We start from the raw sequence: 21736 nt of genomic DNA, 5'->3' as shown, positions 1-21736 counted from the left end.
CGAGGGTCAAAACCGTTCGGGAGTCCGGGGGCCTTCCTACTCCCGCTCGACCCTCATCTGGCCGTCCGCCGCCGAGACGGCGAAGCCGGCCTCGCGGAGCCACGCCGCCGCCTCGCCCTCCGAATGGAGGAGGACCTCGGCCAGGTCCGCGGGGTCGTCGACGTCGAGCGCGAGCCGGAAGGAGTCGACCGTCCGCACCGCCGCGCCGACCGCGGCGGCGGCCTCGCGGTGGTCGCGGTAGGAGACGCCGTGGTAGTCGACCCGGAAATCGGGGTGGCGAGCGAGCAGGGCGTTGGTGCCGCCACCCAGCCCGGGCGCGAGCACCACGCCGGCCGCCTCGTTCGGGTCGTCGGTGCCGCCCGGCTCGGGCCCGAGCAGCCGCCCCACGGCCTCCGGCGTCGCCAGCGGGAGGTCGGCCATCACGACCGCGACGGGCTCTTCAGTGGCTGCCAGCGTGGCGTTGACGGCGGGCGTGAGCGGGCGGTCGTCGACGGTGACGGCGGCGTCGACATCCACCGGGCCGGTCGCGAGCACCCGGACCTCGAGGTCGCGGTCGGTCCCGCGCAGGGCCGCGAGCACGTCCGCGAGCATCGCCCGCGCGAGGGCGCGGCGCTCGTCGGCGTCGAGGGCGGGTTCGAGACGCGTGTTCGGGTCGCGGGCGTCGAACGGGACGACGACGCGCATCTACCGGTCGTCCGACCCCCGCTGTGAGCGCCGCCCGGCGCCCGCGACCGCGCCCGCTGGATGGCGTATCGCCGTGTCAGAAGAGGGGGTCGAGTTCATCCTCCTCGTCCTCGACCAGCGTCTCCAGGTTGTCCTCGCTCTCCTGGCGGATCTCGTCGATGTTGTCCTGGGCCTCGATGGCCACCTGCTGGAGCTCCTTGATCCGGGGGACGTTGTGGACGCCCGAGAGCAGGACGGCGGCGGCGACGTTGGGGTCGTTTTTCGGGTAGTCGCCGCCCCGGACTTCCATGCTGCCGGTCTGCTCCTCCAGCCACTTGCGCCCGCGCTCGATCCCCTTGCGGTTGAGGTACTGGGGCGGCCCCGAGAGCACCAGCAGCGCCCGCTCGGCGCCCTCGATCTCGCAGGGCAGGGTCAGCCGGCCCAGCGCGGCCTTCCGGACCAGCGAGGTGACCCGGTTGGTGGTGTTCGCGCTCTCGATCCCGTCGTCCTGGCCGTCGCTCTTGAATCGCGAGAGCAGGCCGCCGCCGCCGGAGTTTCCCAGCTCGACGGACTCGGTGGCGTAGCCCACGGTGGAGACGCCGCCGCCGCCCAGCGTGTTGATGATCTCCGAGGAGTCGACGACGCTCTCGGCGACGTTGTCGCCGGCCTCGACCTCCCCGGCGCCGAAGAGCACGCCGAAGCGGCGGACGATCTCCTCGTTTATCTCCTCGTAGCCGCCCTCGACGGACTCGCCGGTCTTGCGCCAGGCGTCGTTGTCGAAGACGAGGAGGTTGTCCACCTCGCGGACGAACGTCTGGAAGGAGCGGGCGGCGTTGAGCGTGTAGATACCGCCCTCGTCGCTGCCGGGAAGCACGCCCAGCCCGTAGACCGGCTCGGTGTAGATGCGTTTGAGGTGTTTCGCGACGACCGGCGACCCGCCCGAGCCGGTCCCCCCGCCCAGGCCGGCGACGATCAGGAAGGCGTCGACCTCGTGGACCGGGATGTTGTCGATTGCCCCCTGGATCTCGTCGATATCCTCTTCGGCGATCTCGGCGCCGAGCTCGTTGTCGGCGCCGACCCCGTGGCCCTTGACGCGTGCCTGCCCGATGAGCACGCGGTTCTCCTGGGGGATCTGCTCCAGGCCCAGCAGGTCCGCCTTCGCCGTGTTCACCGCGACTGCCGACCGGACGATCTGACTGCCCGTCCGCTGGTCGTACTCCAGAAATTTGTCGACAATTTTCCCGCCGGCCTGCCCGAAGCCGATCATCGCGAGTTTCATGTCTTAAGAAGGGTGTGTTCGATTGGACGAATAAGTCTTTTGCCCACGAATCGAAATCGAGAATCGGAGACGCCGCTCGAACCCCGGTTTCACAGCCCGAGAGCCGGCTACGGCGGTCGCCCGTAGGACCGGCTTACCCCTCGACGCCGAGATACGAGCCGAGCCTGGTGAGGTCTTCGACGCCGAGGCCGAAGGCGTCGACGTCGTTGTCGTCGGTCGTGTTGTCGAATTTCAGCGAGCGGTACTGGTCGCCGCCCATCGGGAACCCGGGGACGACCCCCAGCGTCTTCAGCCCGACGCCGGCGAGCCCCATCGGGAGCCCCACGATCCGGACCGATTTCCCTTCGCTCTCGTAGACCATCTCGGTGATCTCCCGGAGCGTGAGCACCTCCGGCCCGCCGACCTCGTAGGTCTCGCCGGGGTGACCCTCTTCGACGGTCGCCTCCGCGATCATTCCCGCGATGTCCCCGACCCAGATGGGCTGAAAGCGGGTCTTCCGGCCGCCTCCGGGAAGCGGGTACAACGGGAGGCCGGGTGCGAACATCCCTTTCAGGCGCTTGGTGAAGGAGACGAACTCGCCGCCCTCGCCGAAGACCACGGAGGGCCGGAAGATGACCCACTCAAGCTCCGAGTCGCGGACGGCCTGCTCCGCCCGTCCCTTCGCGCGGATGTAGTGGGTGTCACCCTCGGGGTCCGCACCCAGCGCCGACAGCTGAACGAACCGGTCGACTCCGTGCTCCTCGGCGGCCCGCACGCAGTTCTCGGTCCCGCCGCGGTGGACCTCGTCGTGGCGCCGGTCCCCGCCTTTCGGCTCGAACAGTGGCGAGAGTGCCACCAGATTCACGGCGGCGTCCCGGCCCTCGAAGTGGGCCTCGATGGAGTCGTAGGCGGTCACGTCGCCCATCGCCGTCTCCACACCCTCGGGGAGCGCGCCGGGGTCGGGGTCCCGGGAGAGCGCCGTTACGTCGTGGCCCCGTTCGACCAGCCGTTCACACAGGTGTCGGCCGATGAATCCGCTGCCGCCTGCCACCAGGATATCCATGTCTACCCCTCGGGGCGGCTGACAGGTAAAGCTAACCGACTCCGTCCCGGCCGGGACGCGGAGTTCGCGGTTCCCGAGCGGACCCACGGGCAGGGAGACAGCCGGCCGACCGACCGACTTACCTGTCGCCCCTGCCAGAGGCGGGTATGCTCGTCACGCTGGAGGGACTCGACGGCAGCGGGAAGACCTCCTGCATCGAGGCACTCCGGGCGCACGACGCGGTCCCGGCGGAAACCACGTTCACCCGGGAGCCGACCGGCTCCTGGTACGGGGACGCGGTCCGGCGCTCGCTTGCCGACGGCGACGCCGACCCGCTGGCGGAACTGTTCCTCTACACTGCCGACCACGCTGCCCACCTCGCCGACACCGTCGGGCCGGCACTGGAGCGGGGCGACCCCGTCGTCTCCGACCGCTACTCCGACTCGCGGTACGCCTACCAGGGGGCGACGCTTTCCGGCCGGTTCGAGGACGCGCTGGCGTTCGTCCGGTCGGTCCACCGGCCCTGGACGCGACCGCCGGACCTGACGGTCTATCTCGACGTCGACCCCGAAACGGCGGCCGAGCGGGCCGGCGCGACCAACAAGTTCGAGACGGCCGACTACCTCGCGGACGTCCGCGAGAACTACGAGCGACTCATCGAGGGAGCGCCCGACCGGTTCGTCCGGGTCGACGCGACACAGCCACTCGAACGCGTTACCGACCGGGTCCGCGAGGTCGTGGCCGGCGAACTCTAGGAGGGGCCCTGGCTACCGCGACCGGCGGGGCTGGCTGTCCCGGTCGCGGTACTGCTCCGGCAGGTCCACCTCGTCGGGGGCGGGCATCCAGAAGTAGTCGAAGGCGACCCCGACAGCCATCGGGAGGATGACGGTCACCCCGAACACCGCCGCCGCGCTGCCCAGGTCGGGGCCGACGCCGAGGCTGCCGATTGCGAGCGTGAGCACGACCAGCAACACCGGGACGAGGAGGGCGGTGTAGACCGCGCTCCCCCACCCGGTCTTCAGCCGGACACGGAAAAAGCGGGTCGCGAGTGCCGTCGCCGCCGTGTTCACCAGGACGATGAACAACAGCCCCAGCAGTTCCAGCGATGTGGCCATACACGCGGTTGGGGCTCGACGGCCTTTGGCGTGTCGGCGCGTGGCCGTGCCTCAACAGCTACTCGAGACAGATGTAGGTCCGCGTGTCGGCCACGCCAGTTACGTCCCGCAGCCCGGTCGCGACGCCGTCGATAACATCATAGACTTCCTCGCCGACCGCCTCGACGATGACGTCGTACTGGCCGGCGACGACGTGCGCCTCCTCGACGGCGGCCTGGTCGTGGACCGCTTTCGCGACGGCCGCCGCCTCCCCTGGGCTCGTCTTCACCAGAATGAACGCACGGACCATGGCGTGTGGTACTGTCTCACACGCGCATAAAGGTTGCCCACGCGACAGGAAGCCGGCGAGAACAAGTTTATGCCCCTGTCCCCGTTAGTCCCTGTATGCGATTTGTTATCGTGGGTGCAGGTCGCGTGGGGATGCGGACCGCGCGCGCCCTGGCGGACAGCGGCCACGAGGTGGTTCTGGTCGAGCGCGGGGAGACAGTCGCAGCCGTCGCCCGCGAGGAGGGGTTCGAGGTCGTCGTCGGCGACGGCGCCGTCGAGGAGACACTCGTCGAGGCGGGGGTCGACACGGCCGACGCGCTCGGGGCGCTGACCAGCGACCTCAACGACAACTTCGTCGCCTGCATGATCGCCAAACAGCGGGGCTGCCGGACTGTCATGCGCGTCGACGAGGGCTACCGCGAGGGGATCTACCGGAAGTACGCCGACGACGTCGACGAGGTGGTCCACCCCGAACGGCTGGGCGCCATCGTCGCGAAAAACGCCCTGCTGGGGGGCAACATCCGCGCCATCGCCGATATCGCTCAGGACCTCCAGCTCGTCGAATTCACGATCACGGAGGCCTCGCCGATGCGTGGCTACACGCTGAGCGAACTCGAACTCCCCGGCGAGTCGCGGTTGCTGGCGTTCGGGAAGGCGGACGGGGCGTTCGGGATCCCCGACCCCGACGAGTCGCTGGCGACCGGCGACCGGCTGGTCGTCCTCGCGGCGTTCGACACGCTCGGGGACGTCCGGGAGATCGTCGCCGGCGACACCGGCGCGGCCGCACTCGGAGGTGCCTGACATGGTCAAAGCGTACGTCATGGTCAAAGCGAACACCGGCGAAGCCGACCGACTCAGGGAGAGCATCGAGGCCGTCGAGGGCGTCGACTCGGCGCACATCGTCGCCGGCGACGTCGACCTCATCGCCACCGTCGACGTCCCCTCGCCCGCCGACGTGAAAGACGTCGCCGCCACCCACATCCAGGGGGTCGACGGCGTCGAGGACACCCAGACGTACATCGCGATGGACTAGACGCTACTTTTTGCTGCGTCGGGTCTCGCACGCGCGCCTTCGGCGCGCGGCGGACCACTCCTTGCAAAAACATAGTGAAAAAGGCTGCTCGCGCTCGGTAGAGCGCTCGCAGGGAACCGCGGCGCTCCGCGCCGCGGATGCTGGTGGCCGGCCTGCCCTCCCCCGTCGGCGCGCGATTGAACGCGCGCCTGGCCCTGTTGTGTGCTCGCCAGCGCGCTACAGTGGCGTCCCACCCTTCCGGCCGCCCTCGCCCTGGCTTGCACCCTGGAGCAGTTCCCCCACAACGCCCTCGTAGTCGTAGCCCGGGACGACGCTCTCCACGTAGGTCCCCTCGACGTACTCGGCGAAGGTCTTCGCGATGGCGGCGGCGCGGTCCGGGTCGTCCCACTCGAACTGGAAGGTGACGACGGCCTCGTCGCCGTCCTCCTCGAGGTCGAATCCCGACAGCGCGACGTCCGCGCGGGTGGCCTTGGGCGCGTCCTCCAGCCGCCGGCGCATCGTGTCGAACCACCCCGAGGCGACGGCCTCGCCCACCTCGTCAGCGGTCGCAGCATCGAGTGTCGGCACCCGGACGGTCAGCGTGTACGCGACCCCGCCGCCGAGGTCGACCGCAGTCACGCGCCCCCCGAACCGGCTCGTCGTCAGCCGGAATCCATCCCCGTCCCGCTCGAAGGCGTCGTGAGCCTCGAACGCCCGGGCGGCGCTCTCTGGCAGCTCCTCAGTCATTGCCGTCCGGTAGGAGGTCTCGGGGCAAAAACTCCCCGCTCCGGGCCGCTCGACTCGTTCCTCACGTCCGTTCGTCGCAGATGCGAGGGGAGGGATTCGAACCGGAACCAGACGTTCCGGGCGTGCGGCGCTACGCGCCGTTCCGGGCCTGCGGCTGGTAGGGTTCGAATCCCGAACGACTCGCTCCTCACGTCCGTTCGTCGCAGATGCGAGGGGAGGGATTCGAACCCTCGAACCCCTACGGGAGCGGGTCTTAAGCCCGCCGCCTTTGGCCTAGCTCAGCCACCCTCGCGCGTCACGCACTCGGTCCGTCCGCGGAATGGCCCTTTCGGTCCACCCGGACGGACCAGGTATTTGTACGCAGCCACCGAATGGCCGTCGATGTCGGAACGCGAGTCGCTGCTCGGACGCCTCCGCCAGCCCGAGTACACCGGCGACAACCGCTGTCTCCCCTGCACGCTCGTCAACCTCCTCGTCGCCGCCCTCCTCGCCGGGGCCGTCGCGCTCCTGTCGCTCCCGGCCGCCGCCGGCGTCTTCGCGCTCTCGGTGCTCGCCATCGCCCTCCGGGGGTATCTCGTCCCCGGCACGCCCGAACTCACCGAGCGGTACCTGCCGGCGAGCGTCCTCCGGCTGTTCGGGAAGCACCCGACCGCGGGGACGACCCTGGAGGAGGAAGGGGAACGGGAGGAGTCGGTCGGCGCGGACCCCGACGACCTCGAGGTGTTCGAGCGGGTCGAGCGCCGCCGACAAGAGAGTGTCGAGGCCTCCGAATTCCTCCAGGACGTGGGGGCCATCGAACTCTGTGCGGACGGGAAGGAGTTCTGCCTGACCGACGGCTTCGCCGAGCGGGTCGCTGCCAACAGCGAGGCCCGGACGGTGGCCGACGACGTCGAGGCCATCGCGGCCATCTTCGGCGTCGACCCCGACGAGGTGACGCCGCTTGACCGGGAGTACCCGGCCGTCGAGGTGGGCATCCAGGTTCGCAAGTGGCCCTCGGTGGCCGCGCTGACCGCCGACGTCGCCACCGACCGCGCGCTGGCGGAGGCGACCGACCGCTGGCGCGAGGTGCCGCCGGGACAGCGCCGCGAGATCCTCGAGTCGCTGCGTGGCTTTCAGGAACGCTGCCCGCTCTGTGGCGGCGCGGTGGCCCTCGGCGAGGAGGTCCTGGAATCCTGCTGTGGAACCCACCAGGTCAAGACGGTCGCCTGCGAGGGCTGTGAGCGCCGCCTCCGGGAGTTCGACCACGCCCGGGTCGGCCCCGAACACAGCATGAAGGGGATCACGCCCTGACCGCAGGCCGGCAATCGGCACTGGGGGTCGAGACCTGGCTGGCGCTCACTCCGGCCGCAGCGTCACCGTCGTCTCGCTGTACAGCCCCTTCTCGACGGCCCCGTCGACGTTGAGGCTGGCGCCAATGGTGTACTCGCCGGGCGGCGCCCGCTCCCACTCCGCGGCGGCGACCTTGAACATCCCGTCCCACCGCTTCCGGAAGCGCTTGCGCTCGCCGCGCTCGAACTGGAAGCCCCGTTCTTCCTCGGGTGGACCCTCGGACGGGAGCTTGGAGGCTCCTCGATGGTCGTCGACGTGCCAGGTCCACAACAGCGGGGACCGCGTAGCGATGGTGACCGGGAACGGGAGGCTGTTTTTCATGGTCACCAGGAAGGGGACGTGCTCGCCCACCCGGAACTCCGCCCGCGGCGTCTCGACCTCCAGCGAGAGCCCCCAGTAGCGCACGCGGTCGGGGACGAGCCACCGGCTGAGCGAGCCGCTGGGGACCGACCGGAGCGCCTGCGGGCGCGTCTCGCGCTGGCGCTCCCGCGGGGCCCCGGGCTCGTCGTCGTCCCGGTAGAGCGCGTCCGACTCGTAGATCCGTCGCATTACTGTCTACTCGGGGAGACGCGAGCTAAAACGTTTGGTCGGCGGGCCGGAGTGCGGTCAGTCGTCGGCGGCTGCGTCGCTTCTGGTGTCGCCGACGAAGTCCGTCGGGTCAGGATGCTCGTCGTCGTACAGCAGGCAGGCGATCTCGTGGGTTCCGGTCTCCGCGTACAGTTCGGGATGGGTCTCCTCGCAGGGGGAGACGAAGGCCTCCGAGATAGTCGCCTCGGCTGCCTGGACGTCGCCGCCGTGGAGGTCGTCGACCGTCTCGGCGAAGACCTGCTCGGCCTCGCCGTCGAACCGGTCGGGCAGGTCGAACTCCGCCCGGACGAGCTCCTCGAGTTCCGCCCGGGAGGCGTCCTCGACGTCGATGTCCTCCTCGACGGCCGTCACCGCCCCGACGTGCTCCTCCTCGAGCAGGCGCTGTTTGAAGTCCATCAACGACCGCCAGACCTCCTGGTCGAGGTCGAACCCCTCGGGCTGGATGACCCGCGGACACCGGGTGTGGAAGCGACAGCCCGAGGGCGGGTTGAGCGGCGAGGGGACGTTCCCCGAAAGCAGGATGCGGTCGCCCTGCCACTGTGGGTCCGGCTCCGGGATCGCCGACAGCAGCGCCTCGGTGTAGGGGTGATACGGCGGCGAGAACACCTCCTCGGTGGTGCCGACCTCGGCGAACTCCCCGAGGTACATCACGCCGATCCGGTCTGAGATGTGCTCGACGACGCTCAGGTCGTGGGCGATGAAGATGTAGGACAGCCCCAGCTCCTCCTGGAGGTCCTCCAGGAGGTTGAGGATCTGGGCCTGGACCGAGACGTCGAGCGCACTGACCGGCTCGTCACAGACGATGACGTCCGGGTCGACCGCCAGCGCGCGGGCGATCCCGATCCGCTGGCGCTGGCCGCCGGAGAACTCGTGGGGGTACCGCTGGGCGTGGCTGGGGTTCAACCCCACGAGCTCCAGCAGCTCGTAGATCCGGTCGGTGCGCTCGGCGCCCGAGGCCAGATTGTGAATATCGAGCGGTTCGCCGATGATGTCGCCAACGGTCAGCCGCGGGTTGAGACTCGAGAACGGGTCCTGGAAGATGTACTGGAGGTCGGTCCGCAGCGACCGCAGCCGCGAGGAGGAAACCTCCGTCAGGTCGACCTGCTCGCGCCCACCGGCCCCGTCGGTCCGGTTGTAGTAGACCGAGCCCTCGGTGGGCTCGAGCAACTGGAGCAGCGTCCGCCCCAGGGTCGTCTTCCCGCAGCCGGACTCACCGACGACGCCCAGAGTCTCGCCCTCGTACAGTTCGAGGTCCACCCCGTCGACGGCTTTCACCCACTGACTCCGGCCCAGAAGCGAGTCGATGAAGCCCTCGCTGTCGTCGAAGTACTTGGTCAGGTTCTCCGCCCGGAGGATCGGTTCGGTTCGGGACACTAGTCGTCCCCCCGGCCGGCCGCCGACTCCGCGTCGGGGTCGGCGCCGTCGACGTTCACTTCGTAGTCAAGTCCCTCGACGAGGTCGCCGGTGTACTCCAGACACGCGGCGACGTGCTGGTCGGTACTCCCGGCGGCCGCCTCCCCGGTCTCGTGGTCGACCAGCGGGGGTTCTTTTTTCGTGCAGGCGTCCTCGGCGAACGGACACCGCGGATGGAAGCTACACCCGGAGGGCAGCTCCACCAGGTCCGGCATCGTCCCGGGGATGGTCTGGAGCCGGTCGCGTTTCTCCCCGACCCGCGGGATCGAACTCATCAGCCCGACCGTGTAGGGGTGTTTGGGGTCGTAGTAGAGGTCGTCGACCGGCGCCTTCTCGACCGGCTTGCCGGCGTACATCACCATCACCCGGTCACAGACCTCCGCGATCACCCCCAGGTCGTGGGTGATCAGCTGGACGGCAGTGTCGTACTCGTCGGCGAGGTTCTCGATCAGGTCGAGGATCTTGGCCTCGATGGTGACGTCCAGCGCGGTCGTCGGCTCGTCGGCGATCAGCAGGTCGGGGTCACACGACAGCGCCGTCGCGATGACCACCCGTTGTTGCATCCCCCCGGAGAACTGGTGGGGGTAGTCGTCGTAGCGCGCGTCGGGCTCTGGGATGCCGACGTCGTCCATCAGCTGGACCGCGCGGTCGCGGGCGTCGGACTCGCTGTAGTCGAGGTGGTGGCGGATCGCCTCGGATATCTGCTCGCCGACGGTGTAGACGGGGTTGAGCGCGGTCTGTGCGTCCTGGAAGATCATCGCGATCTCGTTGCCCCGGATGCTCCGGACCTCCGACTCGCTCATCTCCAGGATGTCCTCACCCTTGAACAGGATCTCACCGTCGGTGATCTGTCCGGGTTCCTCGATCAGCCGCATCAGCGAGAGTGCGGTGACGCTCTTGCCGGCCCCGCTCTCGCCGACGACGCCGAACTTCTCGCCGCTCTCGACGGTGAAACTGAGCTCGTCGGCAGCGGTGACCACGCCGTCCTCGGTGTAGAACTCGACGGTGAGGTCGTTGACCTCGAGCAGGGCCATCAGCCGCCACCCCCCTGGGCGACGGTGGTATCCTGGGCGTCCAGCGCGTCGTTGATCCCGTCACCGATCAGGTTCATCGCCATCACGAACAGGAAGATGGCCACCCCTGGGAACACCGTCGCCCACCAGGGCAGCGTCGCGCCGGGCCCCTGGATGAGCGTGCTCCGTGCGGCGTTGAGCATCGTCCCCCACTCGGCGGTCGTCGGGTCGAGCCCGACCCCCAGGAAGCCGAGCGCGGCGACGCCGATGACGACCGTCCCGATCGACAGCGAGGCCTGGACGATCACCGGCGCCAGCGCGTTCGGGACGATGTGTCTGAAGATCACCTTCCGGTCTCTCGCGCCCAGCGCCCGCGCGGCCATCACGTACTCGTTCTGTTTGACTTTCAGGATCTCCCCGCGGATGAGGCGGGCGTAGCCCGCCCACCCGAAGACGGTGAACGCGAGCACGAGCTGCCAGTAGCCGCCGCCCAGCGTGGCGACGATGACCAGCGCCAGCACCAGCCCCGGGAACGCGAAGATGACGTCGAGCACACGCATCATGACCTCGTCGACGAGCCCGCCGTAGTACCCCGAAATCGAGCCGTAGATGATGCCGATGACCGCCGTGATGAACACGACGATGAAGCCGATCGAGAGGCTGTACCGGCCGCCGTACAGCAGCCGTGAGAGGATGTCGCGACCGGTCCCGTCGGTGCCCAGCGGCGTGGTCGAGGAGGGCGGCGAGTACGGCCCGATGTCGGCGTACTCCGGCATGAGATACAGGATCGTGTCCGGCTCGAAGGGGGTGATCGCAAAGGGCTGGACGGCGACGCCGAACAGTTCGATGGGGCGGGCAAGCAGCGCGAGCAGCGTCAACACCGCGACCACGACCACGCCGAGCATCGCGCTTCGGTTGCGCCTGAACCGCCGCCAGGCCCGCCGCCAGCGGCTCTCCGGCTCCGTCTCGCCCTCCTCTACCCAGTCCGAGAGCGCGTCGCGTTCGTCGACGCGCGTCGGGTCAAAGCCCGTGATACGGATACGGCCTCGTTGTGTTGACATAGTTTAGTATCTGATCCGCGGGTCGAGCACTGCGTACGCGATGTCCGCGAGCAGGTTCGCGATGATGAGCGCCAGCCCGGTAAACAGCGTGATCGCCATGATGAGGTTGATCTCCCGGCCGACCACCGCCCGGACGAGCTCCCTGCCCAGCCCGGGCCAGCCGAAGACCGTCTCGACGACGACCGACCCGGCGAGGATGTTCGCCGTCAGGAAGGCCGCGACCGTCGTCACCGAGATGAGCGAGTTCCTGAGGACGTGTTTGAGGATGACCGTCCGCTCGGGCAACCCCTTCGCCCGCGCGGCCGTGACGTACTCCTTGTTGAGCTCCTCGGCCATCGACGACCGCATGATCCGCATCAGCGTCGCCGAAGCCGCGGTCCCGATGGTGATCCCCGGGAGGATCAGAAACCACAGCATGTCCGGACTCAACAGGGGTTCCTGTGGCGAGAGCACCGGGAAGAAGTTCAGCCAGACGGCGAAGATCAGGATGAGCATCAGCCCGAGCCAGAAGTTCGGGATCGAGATGCCCGACAGCGCCAACACGCGGCTGACGTCGTCGCCGAGCTGGTCCTTGTTCACCGCCGCGTAGATCCCGGTCGGGATGGCGATGATCAGGGCGATCAGCCACCCGAGGAACCCGAGTACGACGGTCGGTGGCAGCCGGGACACGACGACGTCAGCGACCGGTTGGTTGCTCGAGATCACGACTCCGAAATCGCCCTGGAGTGCGTTGGTGAGCCAGATGAGATACCGCGACCACACCGGCTCGTCGAGGTTGTACCGCGCTTTGATCTGGGCGATCTCCGTCGGGCTGATGTTCGGGTTGAAGGAAACCAGCAGGTCGATGGCGTCACCGGGTGCGAGGTTCGCGAGCCCGAAGGTGACCAGCGAGACACCCAGCAGTATCGGGATGATCGACAGCAACCGCCGGACAATGAATCGTCGCAGGCTCATGGCGAGTACGTTGGCGTGGGGCTACTCGCGCTATGAGTCGCGATCGATGTAAGTGATCTGCTGTGAGTAGGGGGCGTACAGCGCGTAGTCGTACATCCCCTCCGGGAACGGATAGGCGTCGAATCCGTTGACGTCGTTGTTGTGGACCCCGACCGTCAGGTCGATATCGAGGTAGGAGTTGGCGCTGAGCTCGACGACCTCCTGCCAGAGCTCGTCGTACCGGGAGGCCCGCTCCTGCTGGTCGCCGACGACGGCGCTGTCGAACCGTGCGTTCTCGATCCCCTCGTTGATCGACTCGAAATTGATCCGCTGGAAGTTACAACACTGCGCGAAGTTCGCGAAGTCGTGGGTGGCGTCCACGAAGCTCCCGGGGTTGAACGTCCCCGAGAGGCCGATGACGGCGATGTGTCCCTCCTGGTAGTAGTTCGGGTCGAGGATCCGCCCCACGAAGTCGCCGAACTCGAAGGTCTCGACGTTGACCTCGAAGAGGTCGGTGGCGTTCATCGCCTGGGCGATGGCCTGGACCTTCTGGACCCGGTTCTGGTTGTCGGAGTTGGTCTCGATCTGGACCTCGATGGGCGTCTCGACGTCCGCGTTGTTGATCAGCTCCTGGGCCCGCTGTGGGTCGTACTCGTTCATCGGCCGCAGGTTCTCCTCGAGAGCCTCGGGGTCGGTCGTCCCGGCACCGTAGGCCAGCTCCGGCAGCGGCGTCCACGCCGGCCGTGCCCAGCCCTGCTCGATGTTGTCGACCATCCGCTGGCGCGGGATCAAGTGGTTGACGGCCCGGCGGACGTCCTGCTGGTCGAAGGGCTCGACTTCGACCGGATACTGCATGAACAGGTAGCCGCCAGTCTCGATGGCCTTGGTCTGGAAGTCCGAGGATTCCTGGAAGTTGGTCTGTGCGCTGGCCGTCAGCCCGTGTGCGACGTCGACCTCGTTCTCCTGAAGTGCCGCAGCACGCTGGGCGTCTTCCGAGATGAACCGGTGGTTGACCTCGTCAACGACCGGCCCGTTCGGGAATCCCTCGGGCCCATCGAACCACTCCTTGTTCTCGACGCCCACGTCGTCCATCCAGTAGTCGTCGCGCCGGGAGACAGTGAACGAGGAGCCGTCCTCGAAGCTCTCGAAGTTCCAGGCGCCGGTACCGATCGGCTCGTTGCCCTGCCGGGGGTCCAGGTCCCCGCCGGCGAGGTCGACCTGCTCCAGCGAGAAGACGTAGTAGGGCAGTGCGCGCTCGGCCTCGGCGTCGGGGACCTGTGCGTACAGGTCGACAGTGTACTCGTCGACCGCCTCGGCGGCCAGAAGGGTGTTGAAATACTGCGCGGAGATCTGGGAGTTCTCGACGCGGTCGTAGGACCGGACGACGTGCTCGGACGTCATCTCCTCGCCGTTGGTGAAGGTGACCCCCTCGTGGAGGTTGTACCGCAGGCGCATCCCGAAGACGCCGTCGGAGGCGGCCTGAGACGCGCCATCACGCAGGAGCACCCGAACGTCGCTTCCGGGTTCGAGGCTGTCGTCGGGGTGCTGGACGACGACCTGCTCGGGAGTGTCGATGACCGGCACGTCGTCCTCGTTGGTCGTGACCGGTGCGGTCGTCATGTAGTCCTCGTAGGCCGTCCGCTCGATTTCCTGGACCTCTGCGACCTCGTAGCTCTCGGCGAGCCACGGATAGAGGTTCCCCTGCTGGTCGGAGGCGACCAGCGACTCGAAGAAGTAGTTCTGGACGAGCGTCGACGGAACACCGCTGCTGTACGGCGGGTCGAAGGAACTCGGGTTCGACGTGAGTCCGACGTTCAGCGTGCCGCCCTCGACGATTTCGTCCACCTCCGAGGGGGTCGCAGTCTGTTGCTGGGCCTGGGTCTGGGTTCCCCCGCCGCCGCCGTCCCCGTCACCGTCGCCGTCTCCGTTCCCACCGCCCCCCGGACAGCCGGCGAGCGTGGTAACCCCTGCAGCGCCAAGAGCGCCGAGCATTCGGCGCCGCACTGAACTTACACGACTGTCGGCGTCGGTGTCTTCCGTCGCCATATATACCCCCCGTCGCCATACGCATATATATGTGATTGTAACTCGACGTTCACTTTCGGGGGATTCGAGTGGTGAGTATCCGGGAACAACGTCCAGAGCTGTGCGTTTTTTGCCACATGTGTTGCCTCGTGGACCGGGCTGTGGGCTGCGAGCCGGGTCCGGGAACGGAGCCCTCACCAGTCGACGGAGACGGTGCCGTCGCCCCCCGGGTCGGGGGCGAGTTCCTCGCCGGTCTCCCGGTCGATGACGTGGATCACGCCCCGGCCCTTCTTGGCCGGGCAGACCTCCGCCGCCCGGACGTTGTGCTCCAGGTGCTCCTCGTCGAAGAAGTAGGCCTCCGGGCTGGCGATGCCGGTCGCGAGGTCGAGCGTCCAGTTGTCAGACACTTCGGCGCACTTGCCGGCCCCGATGCAGCCGTTTGCCTCGAAGACCACTTTGTAAGGCTTCTCCGCGACCGGCGGTGCGTCGCGCTCGCCGAGCTCCGCGGGGTCGACCGGCTCCTCCGGCATCAGTCCTCGTGGACGGTCACCGACTCGATGACGACCTCGTCAAGCGGCTCGTCGCCGCGGCCGGTGGGTTTGGCGCCGATGGCCTCGACGACGTCCATCCCCTCGGCCACCTCGCCGAAGACCGCGTGTTTCCCGTCGAGGTGGGGCTGGGCGTCGAGCGTGATGAAAAACTGCGAGCCATTGGTGTCGGGTCCGGAGTTGGCCATCGACAGTTTCCCGGCGGAGTCGTGGCGGAGGTCGTCGTGGAACTCGTCGTCGAACTCGTAGCCGGGGCCGCCGCGGCCGGTGCCGGTCGGGTCACCGCCCTGGATCATGAAGTCCTCGATGATGCGGTGGAACTCGGCGCCCTCGTACAGCGAATCCCCCCGTATCTCGCCGGTCTCGGGGTCCTCCCAGGTGACCGTGTCGGGGGCGGGCTCGGCGTCGGCCGCCGGGTCGTGGCGGGCGAGATTCAGGAAGTTCTCGACGGTCCGGGGGGCGCGGTCGTCGAACAGCTCGACGGTGATGTCGCCCTCGGAGGTGTGCAGCGTGACTCGTGTCATGTGCTCCGGGAGGGCTGGCCGGCGGATAACCCTGGCGGTAGGAACGCTCAAGCCGCCCGAGTTCGTTGCGGCGGTGATGACAGCGCCGGGCTCGGACCTCCGTCTGCGGCGGTACGACGAGCAGGACGCGGCGGCGGTCTGGCGGCTGCACGAACTGGCGATGGAGCCGACCGCGACCGACCCCGACGACATCCCCGGAACCGAGGACCTCCGGGATGTCGAGGGGGCGTACCTCGAGACGGGCGGGGAGTTCCTCGTCGGCGTGCTCCCGGGGGCGGATGCGGGCGTGGGGACGGACACACCGACAGTCGGCGACGGGCTGCTCGTGGCGATGGGAGGCGTCCTGCCCAACCAGGCCGGGCACGAGGACGAGCGGTCGGTCGCGGGCGCGGCCGAACTCCACCGGATGCGGGTCGCACCGGCCTACCAGCGGGAGGGGTACGGCCGGGAGCTGCTCCACGCGCTGGAGAAGTGGGCACGCGAGGCCGGCTTCGACCCGCTTCTGGCGACGACCGCCCGGACACAGCCCGCCGCCGTGGAGTTCTACCGCCAGGAGGGGTACGAGGCCGTCGGCGAGTCGACCGAGGCGGGCTACCGACTCGTCCACTTCGAGAAGTCGCTGCGGTGACTGTCGTCCAACCCCGGCTCAGGAGAGGTCGAACTTCTCGGCGGCGGTCTGCATGTCCTTGTCGCCGCGACCACAGAGGTTGACCAGCAGCGAGTCGTGACGGTCCTCGGCTGCGAGCTTCTTCGCGAGTGCGATCGCGTGTGCGGGCTCGAGGGCGGGGATGATCCCCTCCGCCCGGCTCAGCTCCTTGAACGCGTCCAGGGCCTCCTGGTCGTTGATCGCGTGGTACTCTGCCCGACCCAGCTCCTGCAGGGCGGCGTGCTCGGGGCCGACGGCGGGGTAGTCCAGTCCCGCCGAGACGGAGTGGTTCTCGGTGTTCTCGTCGATGACCTTCGTCAGCATCCCCTGGAACACCTCGGGGTCCTCCTGTTTGGACTTCGAGAGGGGCGCGGAGTGTTCGGTCTCCCCGCGGCCGCCGGGCTCGGCGCCGTAGAACATCACGTCGTCGTCCTTGAACGCGTGGAAGAGTCCGATAGCGTTGGAGCCGCCGCCGACGCAGGCCACGCAGGCGTCGGGCAGGTCACCGTGTAGCTCCTGGACCTGCTCGCGGGCCTCCCGGCCGATGACGGACTGGAACTCCCGGACCATCCGCGGGAACGGGTCCGGCCCGACCGCGGAGCCGACGAGGTAGTGGGTGTCCTCCATGTTCGCCGCGAAATCCTCCAGGGCGGCGTCGACGGCCTCGGCCAGCCCCTCGTTGCCCCGCTCGACGGGCTCGACCTCCGCGCCCAGCAGCCGCATCCGGAAGACGTTCATCTCCTGGCGCTGGATGTCCTTCTGTCCCATATAGACCTTCGCCGGGATGTCCAGGAGTGCGCCGACCATCGCCGTCGCGGTGCCGTGCTGGCCGGCGCCGGTCTCGGCGATGAGCCGCTCCTTGCCGGCCTGTTCGGCCAGCAGTCCCTGCCCGAGCGTGTTGTTGAGCTTGTGAGCGCCGCCGTGGAGCAGGTCCTCGTGTTTGAAGTAGATGTCCGTCCCCCAGTCCTCGCTGAGGCTCTCGGCGTAGTAGACCGGCGTCGGCCGGCCGCCGTAGTGTTTCAGGAGGTACTGGAACCGGTCCTGGAACTGTTCGGTGGGGACGATCTCCTCGAAGGCCGTCGCGAGCTGGTCGAGGGGTTCCTCGAGCGGTTCCGGAACGTGTCGGCCGCCGAACTCCTCGAATTCGCCGGGCTGTGACATACCACCCACCGGGTGCGGCGGCGGCTAAAGCGTATCGGTCGATTCCCGCCCGCTCGCCGGGGTTGGCCTCGAGATCAGCGGGGACGGGCCCGCAACGGCAGCCGCCCCGGGCGTGATACGTACCCTTGGTGAGGCAGGTTTGGCCTATATACGTCACATACCAATCTACTTGCGGTCAAGCGCCCGACACCGGACCGATGACAGATGGGTCCGACACGACCGTCGGTGACCGGATCGTCGCGGGGACAGAGCGGTACGTCTCGCGTGTCGAGGGGTGCGTGACCCTGATCCCGGAGTTGCTCGAGGGCTACGTCGAGGGCGGCCCGTACCGGGAGACCGCAGAGCGGATCCGCACGCTCGAAAGCGAGTGCGACCACGCCGGCAGACGGGTCAGTGCCGCCATCACGACCGCAAGCGCCGAGCAGGTCGGCCTCCGGAACAGCCGGGTCCACATCAACTCCCCGCAGGTCGTCGCGCTGTTCCAGACGCTCGACGAGGTCGCTAACGCGGCCGAGCAGGTCGCTGAGGAGCTGCTCACAGTCGGACCACCGACCGGGGCACCCTTCGACCGGCTCCGCGAGATGGCCGACCGCGCCACAGAAGCGATGGCTGCGCTCGCCGGGGCAGTGGTCGCGTTCGTCCGGGCGCTGTGTGACCCGGCGGACTCGGTGACGCTCGTCGACGAGGTCGAAGCGGTCCGGGAGTCCGAGAGCGCCTGTGACCGACTCCGGAACGACGCGGTCGCGGCCGCCTTCGACGACGCACCGGCAGCCGAGGCCCTGCTGTACCGCGAATTCGCGCTCCTGCTCGACGGTCTGCTCGACGCCATGGAGGACGTCACCGACCGGATGGTACTCATCTCCAGCAACGAGCCGTGGGTCACGACCCAGACCGACCGTGACCGGACCACCGCCGAGTAGGTCCTGCCCGCTCCTCGACACTCTCCGGAAGCGCCTCAGTACTCCACGACCGGGTCCCGCTCCCAGAACTCGCTTCCCTTCTGTAGCTTGGGAACCCACGTCTCCTCCTCGGTGGCGAGCATCGCCACCCGGGAGGGTTCGACCTCCTTGAGCACGTCGTGCGGCAGGAACGCCTGCATCCGCTCGGCGAACGCCCGCACGTCCTCGTGGTCGGGCATCGACTCGCGGTCCAGCCGGCCCCGCGAGTGGCCGACGTGCATGTACGCCTTCAGCTCGACGAAGTCGGCGTCGGCCCGGTCGGCCATCGCCGCGTACCACTCGGGGTGGTGCATGTTGTGGCCCTCCACGAGCGTCGTCCGGAGTACCGTCCGGGTCTCCTCCTTCTCTGCGAGGACGTCAAGCGTGTCGATAAGACGGTCCCAGGCGTCGTCCTCGACGGCCTTCACCGTGTCGTCGAAGGTTCCGCGGTCCGGGGCGTCGACCGAGACGTACAGCTGGGTCGGGTCACACTCCGCGAGGACCTCCGGCTTGGTGCCGTTGGAGACCAGGAAGGTGGTGATGTCGCGGTCGTGAAACTCCTCGATGAGCTCGGGCAGGTACGGATAGAGCGTGGGTTCCCCGTCCAGCGAGATAGCGACGTGACGCGGTTCCATCGCCTCCGCGAAGACCTGGTCGGGCACCTGGTCGTTGCCGCCGAACCCGGAGAGTAGCTTGGTCTGCAGGCGCACCGAGGCGTCCGCGACTGCGGCGGGGTCGTCCCACTCCACGTCGCCCAGCTCGTAGGCGTGGCCCGCGTGGTCCCGCCAGCAGAAGACACACCGCTCGTTGCACTTCACCACCGGCGTCATCTGCATACAGCGGTGGGACTCGATCCCATAGAAAATGTACTTGTAACATTTTCCCTCCCCCCGGAGCGCGTTTTTCGTCCACCCGCAGGTCTGGGCAGCGGTGTGGTTCTCGCTGTGGTAATCGGGGTCGTCGACCTGTTTTGGCCCACCGCTCCCGGCCTCGGAGTCGCTCATACCCCTGCATTGCTATCGGGAGCCAAAAGCCATGTGGACGGACGAGCGGCACCGAATTGCCGACGCGTCTCCAGTCAAACCTCACAGGGGGTCCGTAGGTTTACGTCCGCCGCCCCCGACCACTGCTCGCATGAACGGCACCTGTCCGACTCGCCGCCTCCGGCCAGCCAGGACGCCGCCGAGGAACCACACTCTCCCGCTGTTGACGAGGGTCGCGGGATGACCGGGACCGACAGCGACCCCGGCCCGGGCCTGCGAGCCGGCGCCGCCGGCCGGGATATCACACCCGCGAATGGCGACCAGTTCTTCGGGTACGCACGGCCGGACAAGACCGCCGAGGGGGTCTCGCTCCGGCTGTTCGCCCGCGCACTCGTTCTCGGATCCGACAGGGGGCGCGTCGCGCTGGTTTCGGCGGACCTGGGCGCGCCGAAGGTCCGCGAGCGAGTCCTCGAGTACGTCCGACCGCTGGGGTTCGACGAGAACACGCTCCTCTTTGCCTGCACTCACACCCACGCCGGGCCCGACGACGTGGGCGACTGGGTCGCCGCACAGATCGGCGACGCGGTCGCGGCCGCCGCGGAGCGTGCCCGCCCGGCCGTGGCCGGGTGGGGAACGGCGACCGTCGATGCCGCCAACCGCAGCCGCTCGGTCGAGGCCCACCTCGCGAACCACGGCCAGGACCACCAGCCCGGGACGGCAACGCCGGACCTGGACCCCGAGGGCCCCGACCACACCCGCGACACGACGCTCCGGCTGCTCCGGGTCGAGACACTTGACGGCGACTCGGTCGCCGCCTGGGCCCACTTCCCCGTCCACCCCACCGCCTACACCCCGCGCAACACGACCTACTCGGCGGACTGCTCCGGCGTGGCCGTCCGCCGGTTCGCCGCCGAGTTCGACGGCGACACGCCACTCGCCATGCACACCAACGGGCCCCTCGGCGACATGATCCCGGTCTACGACGACCACAACATGCACGCGGTCGCCGACCGGACCGGCAGGCGCATCGCTTCCGGCATGCGAGAGGCCTGGGACGACGCCGCGGGGGAGCTCGCGACGGACGTCCCGGTTGCCGGGCGGGCCACGACCGTCACCTACGAGGGGCAGGAGGTCGCCCCCGGCAAGCGCGTCGCCGACGAGGCGGCCTTCGGACTCCCCTTCTTCGGCGGCGGCGAGAACGGCCCGTCGCTGTTCTTCGACGCCGGTCTGCAGGGCCTGCGGCTGCCGGCTGAAAAAGCGGACCCGGTCCACGGGCGGAAACTCGTCGCCGGCGCGGACGGTCCCTGGTCGTGGCCGCCGGCGGTGCCGGCCCAGGCTATCCGCGTCGGCGACCGGCTGCTGCTGGCCTACGGTGGCGAACCGACCGTCGAGACCGGCCGTCGGGTCTGTGCGGCCGCGACCACGACAGCCCCCGACGGCGTCGAGGACCTGGCGGTCGTCGGCGTCGCCAACGGCTACCGCGGTTACTTCACGACGCCCGAGGAGTACGACCAGCAACACTACGAGGGCGGGCACACGGTCTTCGGCAAGTACAGCTCGCTGGCGATGGAGCAGGCACTCGTCGGCCTCGCCGGGGACCTCACTACAGGGGAGGCCGGGGACGCGACCCGTGCCGGCACGGGGCCCGAGTCGCCGCCAGCTCCCGTCGGGCAGTCTGGTGCGGAACCGACTCTCGCTGACGACGTCCCGGAAACCGTCGAGCGCATGGAGACCGTCACCGTCGGGTGGGAAGGGGATCCTGCCGGACAGGACCGCCCCGTCGGCGAGCCCCTCGTTGTCCTCGAGCGTGAGGAAGAGGACTCTTGGGAGGAGGGAGCCACGGACCTGGACATCGGGTTCGTCTGGCGTGAGCACGAGGCCGGGACGTACACCGCCCGGTACGACGTGCCGCCGGGGCTCCCGACCGGCACCTATCGCCTCCGGATCCGGACCGCGGGGGGCACTGTGGCGAGTTCGCCCGTCGAGGTGGTTCCCTCGACGGGGCTCCTTGTCCGGGGCATCCGCCTGGAGCCGAAGGCCGAGCAGTCCACGGTGGCCGTCGTCGCACAGAACCCGCCGCCGGACCCCGACCGCAGCCTCAGGACGCGCCCCCAGCAGCCCACCGGCGGCACGGTCACGGTGGTGGTCGACGGCACGGCACGCGAGGCGACCTGGGACGAGACGGCGGAGGCCTGGACCGTGACGGTCGACGGCGTTGCGGCGGGGGACGAGGTGACGGTCCCGGCCGGAGGGCTCGTCGACGGACACGGAAACAGGTCCGGAGCGGAAATGGCGCTGACGGTCGGCGAGGTGGCGGGGGTGGAGTGGCCGCCACACATCGGGTCCGGGGGCGAGCGACCCCCTGCGCCGGCCGACCTTCGGGAGCGCTACGAGGCCGTCCTCGACCTCCTGGAGTAGCCGTGCCCGTGGCGGGATTCGGACACAGGGCCACGCTACGACGAGCTGGCGA

Annotated in this window: 23 protein-coding genes and 1 tRNA gene; 7 read left to right on the top strand and 17 right to left on the bottom strand. The window is 68.8% G+C overall.

The features are described 5' to 3' along the window. Window positions 1–36 precede the first annotated feature (36 nt). The 3 genes from cofC to GN153_RS13175 all read right to left on the bottom strand — a co-directional run bounded on the left by cofC (window position 37) and on the right by GN153_RS13175 (window position 2984). The gene (gene cofC / locus GN153_RS13185; RefSeq protein WP_159903542.1) at window positions 37–684 is read right to left on the bottom strand and encodes a 2-phospho-L-lactate guanylyltransferase; all 648 of its coding nucleotides are present in this window, start codon (window positions 682–684) and stop codon (window positions 37–39) included. A 76-nt stretch (window positions 685–760) separates the two neighbouring features. Next, window positions 761–1942 (bottom strand): tubulin/FtsZ family protein, encoded by a 1182-nt coding sequence (locus GN153_RS13180; protein WP_159903540.1) that lies wholly within the window; start codon window positions 1940–1942, stop codon window positions 761–763. Between the two features lie 133 nt (window positions 1943–2075). Further along, window positions 2076–2984, bottom strand: coding sequence for a complex I NDUFA9 subunit family protein (locus tag GN153_RS13175; RefSeq protein ID WP_159903538.1), 909 nt, complete (start codon window positions 2982–2984; stop codon window positions 2076–2078). Between the two features lie 146 nt (window positions 2985–3130). Here GN153_RS13175 and tmk point away from each other — a divergent pair, with 146 nt between their 5' ends. Then, window positions 3131–3718, top strand: a complete 588-nt coding sequence (tmk, locus tag GN153_RS13170) for a dTMP kinase (protein WP_159903536.1) — start codon at window positions 3131–3133, stop codon at window positions 3716–3718. Window positions 3719–3730: 12 nt separating this feature from the next. Here tmk and GN153_RS13165 read toward each other — a convergent pair whose 3' ends face one another. Together GN153_RS13165 and GN153_RS13160 are read right to left on the bottom strand one after the other, a co-directional pair. After that, entirely contained in the window at window positions 3731–4078 is a 348-nt protein-coding gene (locus tag GN153_RS13165; RefSeq protein WP_159903534.1) for a hypothetical protein, read from the bottom strand. 58 nt (window positions 4079–4136) lie between these two features. Further along, the gene (locus tag GN153_RS13160; protein ID WP_159903532.1) at window positions 4137–4367 is read right to left on the bottom strand and encodes an Lrp/AsnC ligand binding domain-containing protein; all 231 of its coding nucleotides are present in this window, start codon (window positions 4365–4367) and stop codon (window positions 4137–4139) included. Window positions 4368–4462: 95 nt separating this feature from the next. Here GN153_RS13160 and GN153_RS13155 point away from each other — a divergent pair, with 95 nt between their 5' ends. Continuing rightward, a complete protein-coding gene (locus GN153_RS13155; protein WP_159903530.1) occupies window positions 4463–5146 on the top strand; it encodes a potassium channel family protein in 684 nt (227 codons plus the stop codon). A gap of 1 nt (window position 5147) precedes the next feature. Continuing rightward, window positions 5148–5378, top strand: a complete 231-nt coding sequence (locus tag GN153_RS13150) for an Lrp/AsnC family transcriptional regulator (RefSeq protein ID WP_159903528.1) — start codon at window positions 5148–5150, stop codon at window positions 5376–5378. Window positions 5379–5594: 216 nt separating this feature from the next. On the opposite strand, the gene GN153_RS13145 is transcribed toward GN153_RS13150, so the two are convergent. Both GN153_RS13145 and GN153_RS13140 read right to left on the bottom strand, forming a co-directional pair. Further along, entirely contained in the window at window positions 5595–6104 is a 510-nt protein-coding gene (locus tag GN153_RS13145) for a DUF5813 family protein (RefSeq protein WP_159903526.1), read from the bottom strand. Window positions 6105–6311: 207 nt separating this feature from the next. Beyond that, a tRNA-Leu gene (locus GN153_RS13140) sits at window positions 6312–6396 on the bottom strand. A gap of 89 nt (window positions 6397–6485) precedes the next feature. On the opposite strand from GN153_RS13140, the gene GN153_RS13135 reads away from it, so the two are divergent. Further along, on the top strand, window positions 6486–7394 hold the full coding sequence (locus GN153_RS13135; RefSeq protein WP_159903524.1) for a hypothetical protein: 909 nt from the start codon (window positions 6486–6488) through the stop codon (window positions 7392–7394). A 45-nt stretch (window positions 7395–7439) separates the two neighbouring features. Here GN153_RS13135 and GN153_RS13130 read toward each other — a convergent pair whose 3' ends face one another. From GN153_RS13130 to GN153_RS13095, 8 genes are all read right to left on the bottom strand, one after another. Further along, entirely contained in the window at window positions 7440–7982 is a 543-nt protein-coding gene (locus tag GN153_RS13130) for a hypothetical protein (protein ID WP_159903522.1), read from the bottom strand. Between the two features lie 57 nt (window positions 7983–8039). Next, window positions 8040–9395 (bottom strand): ABC transporter ATP-binding protein, encoded by a 1356-nt coding sequence (locus tag GN153_RS13125; RefSeq protein WP_159903520.1) that lies wholly within the window; start codon window positions 9393–9395, stop codon window positions 8040–8042. Beyond that, a complete protein-coding gene (locus GN153_RS13120; RefSeq protein ID WP_159903517.1) occupies window positions 9395–10468 on the bottom strand; it encodes an ABC transporter ATP-binding protein in 1074 nt (357 codons plus the stop codon). The genes GN153_RS13125 and GN153_RS13120 overlap by 1 nt, the downstream gene beginning before the upstream one ends. Continuing rightward, the gene (locus GN153_RS13115) at window positions 10468–11508 is read right to left on the bottom strand and encodes an ABC transporter permease (protein WP_159903515.1); all 1041 of its coding nucleotides are present in this window, start codon (window positions 11506–11508) and stop codon (window positions 10468–10470) included. Before GN153_RS13115 ends, GN153_RS13120 begins: the two co-directional genes overlap by 1 nt. Before the next feature lie 3 nt (window positions 11509–11511). Then, the gene (locus tag GN153_RS13110; RefSeq protein WP_159903513.1) at window positions 11512–12462 is read right to left on the bottom strand and encodes an ABC transporter permease; all 951 of its coding nucleotides are present in this window, start codon (window positions 12460–12462) and stop codon (window positions 11512–11514) included. Window positions 12463–12492: 30 nt separating this feature from the next. Further along, the gene (locus GN153_RS13105) at window positions 12493–14433 is read right to left on the bottom strand and encodes an ABC transporter substrate-binding protein (RefSeq protein ID WP_236544806.1); all 1941 of its coding nucleotides are present in this window, start codon (window positions 14431–14433) and stop codon (window positions 12493–12495) included. 227 nt (window positions 14434–14660) lie between these two features. Next, window positions 14661–14996, bottom strand: a complete 336-nt coding sequence (locus tag GN153_RS13100) for a ferredoxin (RefSeq protein WP_159903509.1) — start codon at window positions 14994–14996, stop codon at window positions 14661–14663. Beyond that, complete coding sequence (locus tag GN153_RS13095) at window positions 14996–15538, bottom strand: peptidylprolyl isomerase (RefSeq protein WP_159903507.1); 543 nt, start codon at window positions 15536–15538, stop codon at window positions 14996–14998. The genes GN153_RS13100 and GN153_RS13095 overlap by 1 nt, the downstream gene beginning before the upstream one ends. 76 nt (window positions 15539–15614) lie before the next feature. Here GN153_RS13095 and GN153_RS13090 point away from each other — a divergent pair, with 76 nt between their 5' ends. Further along, a complete protein-coding gene (locus GN153_RS13090) occupies window positions 15615–16166 on the top strand; it encodes a GNAT family N-acetyltransferase (RefSeq protein ID WP_159903505.1) in 552 nt (183 codons plus the stop codon). A gap of 18 nt (window positions 16167–16184) precedes the next feature. Here GN153_RS13090 and trpB read toward each other — a convergent pair whose 3' ends face one another. Beyond that, entirely contained in the window at window positions 16185–17345 is a 1161-nt protein-coding gene (trpB, locus tag GN153_RS13085; RefSeq protein WP_159903503.1) for a tryptophan synthase subunit beta, read from the bottom strand. A gap of 197 nt (window positions 17346–17542) precedes the next feature. On the opposite strand from trpB, the gene GN153_RS13080 reads away from it, so the two are divergent. After that, a complete protein-coding gene (locus GN153_RS13080) occupies window positions 17543–18265 on the top strand; it encodes a DUF47 family protein (protein ID WP_159903500.1) in 723 nt (240 codons plus the stop codon). A gap of 35 nt (window positions 18266–18300) precedes the next feature. On the opposite strand, the gene twy1 is transcribed toward GN153_RS13080, so the two are convergent. After that, window positions 18301–19287 carry a 4-demethylwyosine synthase TYW1 gene (twy1, locus tag GN153_RS13075; protein WP_159903498.1) on the bottom strand — a complete coding sequence of 329 codons (987 nt, stop codon included), beginning with the start codon at window positions 19285–19287 and terminating at the stop codon, window positions 18301–18303. A 219-nt stretch (window positions 19288–19506) separates the two neighbouring features. Here twy1 and GN153_RS13070 point away from each other — a divergent pair, with 219 nt between their 5' ends. Further along, entirely contained in the window at window positions 19507–21684 is a 2178-nt protein-coding gene (locus tag GN153_RS13070) for a neutral/alkaline non-lysosomal ceramidase N-terminal domain-containing protein (RefSeq protein ID WP_159903496.1), read from the top strand. Window positions 21685–21736 lie beyond the last annotated feature (52 nt).

The organism is Salinirussus salinus, assembly GCF_009831455.1.
In the GTDB taxonomy this organism is placed as follows: Archaea; Halobacteriota; Halobacteria; order Halobacteriales; family Haloarculaceae; genus Salinirussus; species Salinirussus salinus.
The sequence above is the reverse complement of the archived record's forward strand: the minus strand, read 5'-3'. Positions and strand labels throughout refer to the sequence as shown.

Coding starts and splice junctions, on each gene's coding strand:
- cofC (WP_159903542.1), bottom strand. CDS start 684: ATGCGCGTCGTCGTCCCGTTCGACGCCCGCGACCCGAACACGCGTCTC.
- GN153_RS13180 (WP_159903540.1), bottom strand. CDS start 1,942: ATGAAACTCGCGATGATCGGCTTCGGGCAGGCCGGCGGGAAAATTGTC.
- GN153_RS13175 (WP_159903538.1), bottom strand. CDS start 2,984: ATGGATATCCTGGTGGCAGGCGGCAGCGGATTCATCGGCCGACACCTG.
- tmk (WP_159903536.1), top strand. CDS start 3,131: ATGCTCGTCACGCTGGAGGGACTCGACGGCAGCGGGAAGACCTCCTGC.
- GN153_RS13165 (WP_159903534.1), bottom strand. CDS start 4,078: ATGGCCACATCGCTGGAACTGCTGGGGCTGTTGTTCATCGTCCTGGTG.
- GN153_RS13160 (WP_159903532.1), bottom strand. CDS start 4,367: ATGGTCCGTGCGTTCATTCTGGTGAAGACGAGCCCAGGGGAGGCGGCG.
- GN153_RS13155 (WP_159903530.1), top strand. CDS start 4,463: ATGCGATTTGTTATCGTGGGTGCAGGTCGCGTGGGGATGCGGACCGCG.
- GN153_RS13150 (WP_159903528.1), top strand. CDS start 5,148: ATGGTCAAAGCGTACGTCATGGTCAAAGCGAACACCGGCGAAGCCGAC.
- GN153_RS13145 (WP_159903526.1), bottom strand. CDS start 6,104: ATGACTGAGGAGCTGCCAGAGAGCGCCGCCCGGGCGTTCGAGGCTCAC.
- GN153_RS13135 (WP_159903524.1), top strand. CDS start 6,486: ATGTCGGAACGCGAGTCGCTGCTCGGACGCCTCCGCCAGCCCGAGTAC.
- GN153_RS13130 (WP_159903522.1), bottom strand. CDS start 7,982: ATGCGACGGATCTACGAGTCGGACGCGCTCTACCGGGACGACGACGAG.
- GN153_RS13120 (WP_159903517.1), bottom strand. CDS start 10,468: ATGGCCCTGCTCGAGGTCAACGACCTCACCGTCGAGTTCTACACCGAG.
- GN153_RS13115 (WP_159903515.1), bottom strand. CDS start 11,508: ATGTCAACACAACGAGGCCGTATCCGTATCACGGGCTTTGACCCGACG.
- GN153_RS13110 (WP_159903513.1), bottom strand. CDS start 12,462: ATGAGCCTGCGACGATTCATTGTCCGGCGGTTGCTGTCGATCATCCCG.
- GN153_RS13105 (WP_236544806.1), bottom strand. CDS start 14,433: ATGCTCGGCGCTCTTGGCGCTGCAGGGGTTACCACGCTCGCCGGCTGT.
- GN153_RS13100 (WP_159903509.1), bottom strand. CDS start 14,996: ATGCCGGAGGAGCCGGTCGACCCCGCGGAGCTCGGCGAGCGCGACGCA.
- GN153_RS13095 (WP_159903507.1), bottom strand. CDS start 15,538: ATGACACGAGTCACGCTGCACACCTCCGAGGGCGACATCACCGTCGAG.
- GN153_RS13090 (WP_159903505.1), top strand. CDS start 15,615: ATGACAGCGCCGGGCTCGGACCTCCGTCTGCGGCGGTACGACGAGCAG.
- trpB (WP_159903503.1), bottom strand. CDS start 17,345: ATGTCACAGCCCGGCGAATTCGAGGAGTTCGGCGGCCGACACGTTCCG.
- GN153_RS13080 (WP_159903500.1), top strand. CDS start 17,543: ATGACAGATGGGTCCGACACGACCGTCGGTGACCGGATCGTCGCGGGG.
- twy1 (WP_159903498.1), bottom strand. CDS start 19,287: ATGAGCGACTCCGAGGCCGGGAGCGGTGGGCCAAAACAGGTCGACGAC.
- GN153_RS13070 (WP_159903496.1), top strand. CDS start 19,507: ATGACCGGGACCGACAGCGACCCCGGCCCGGGCCTGCGAGCCGGCGCC.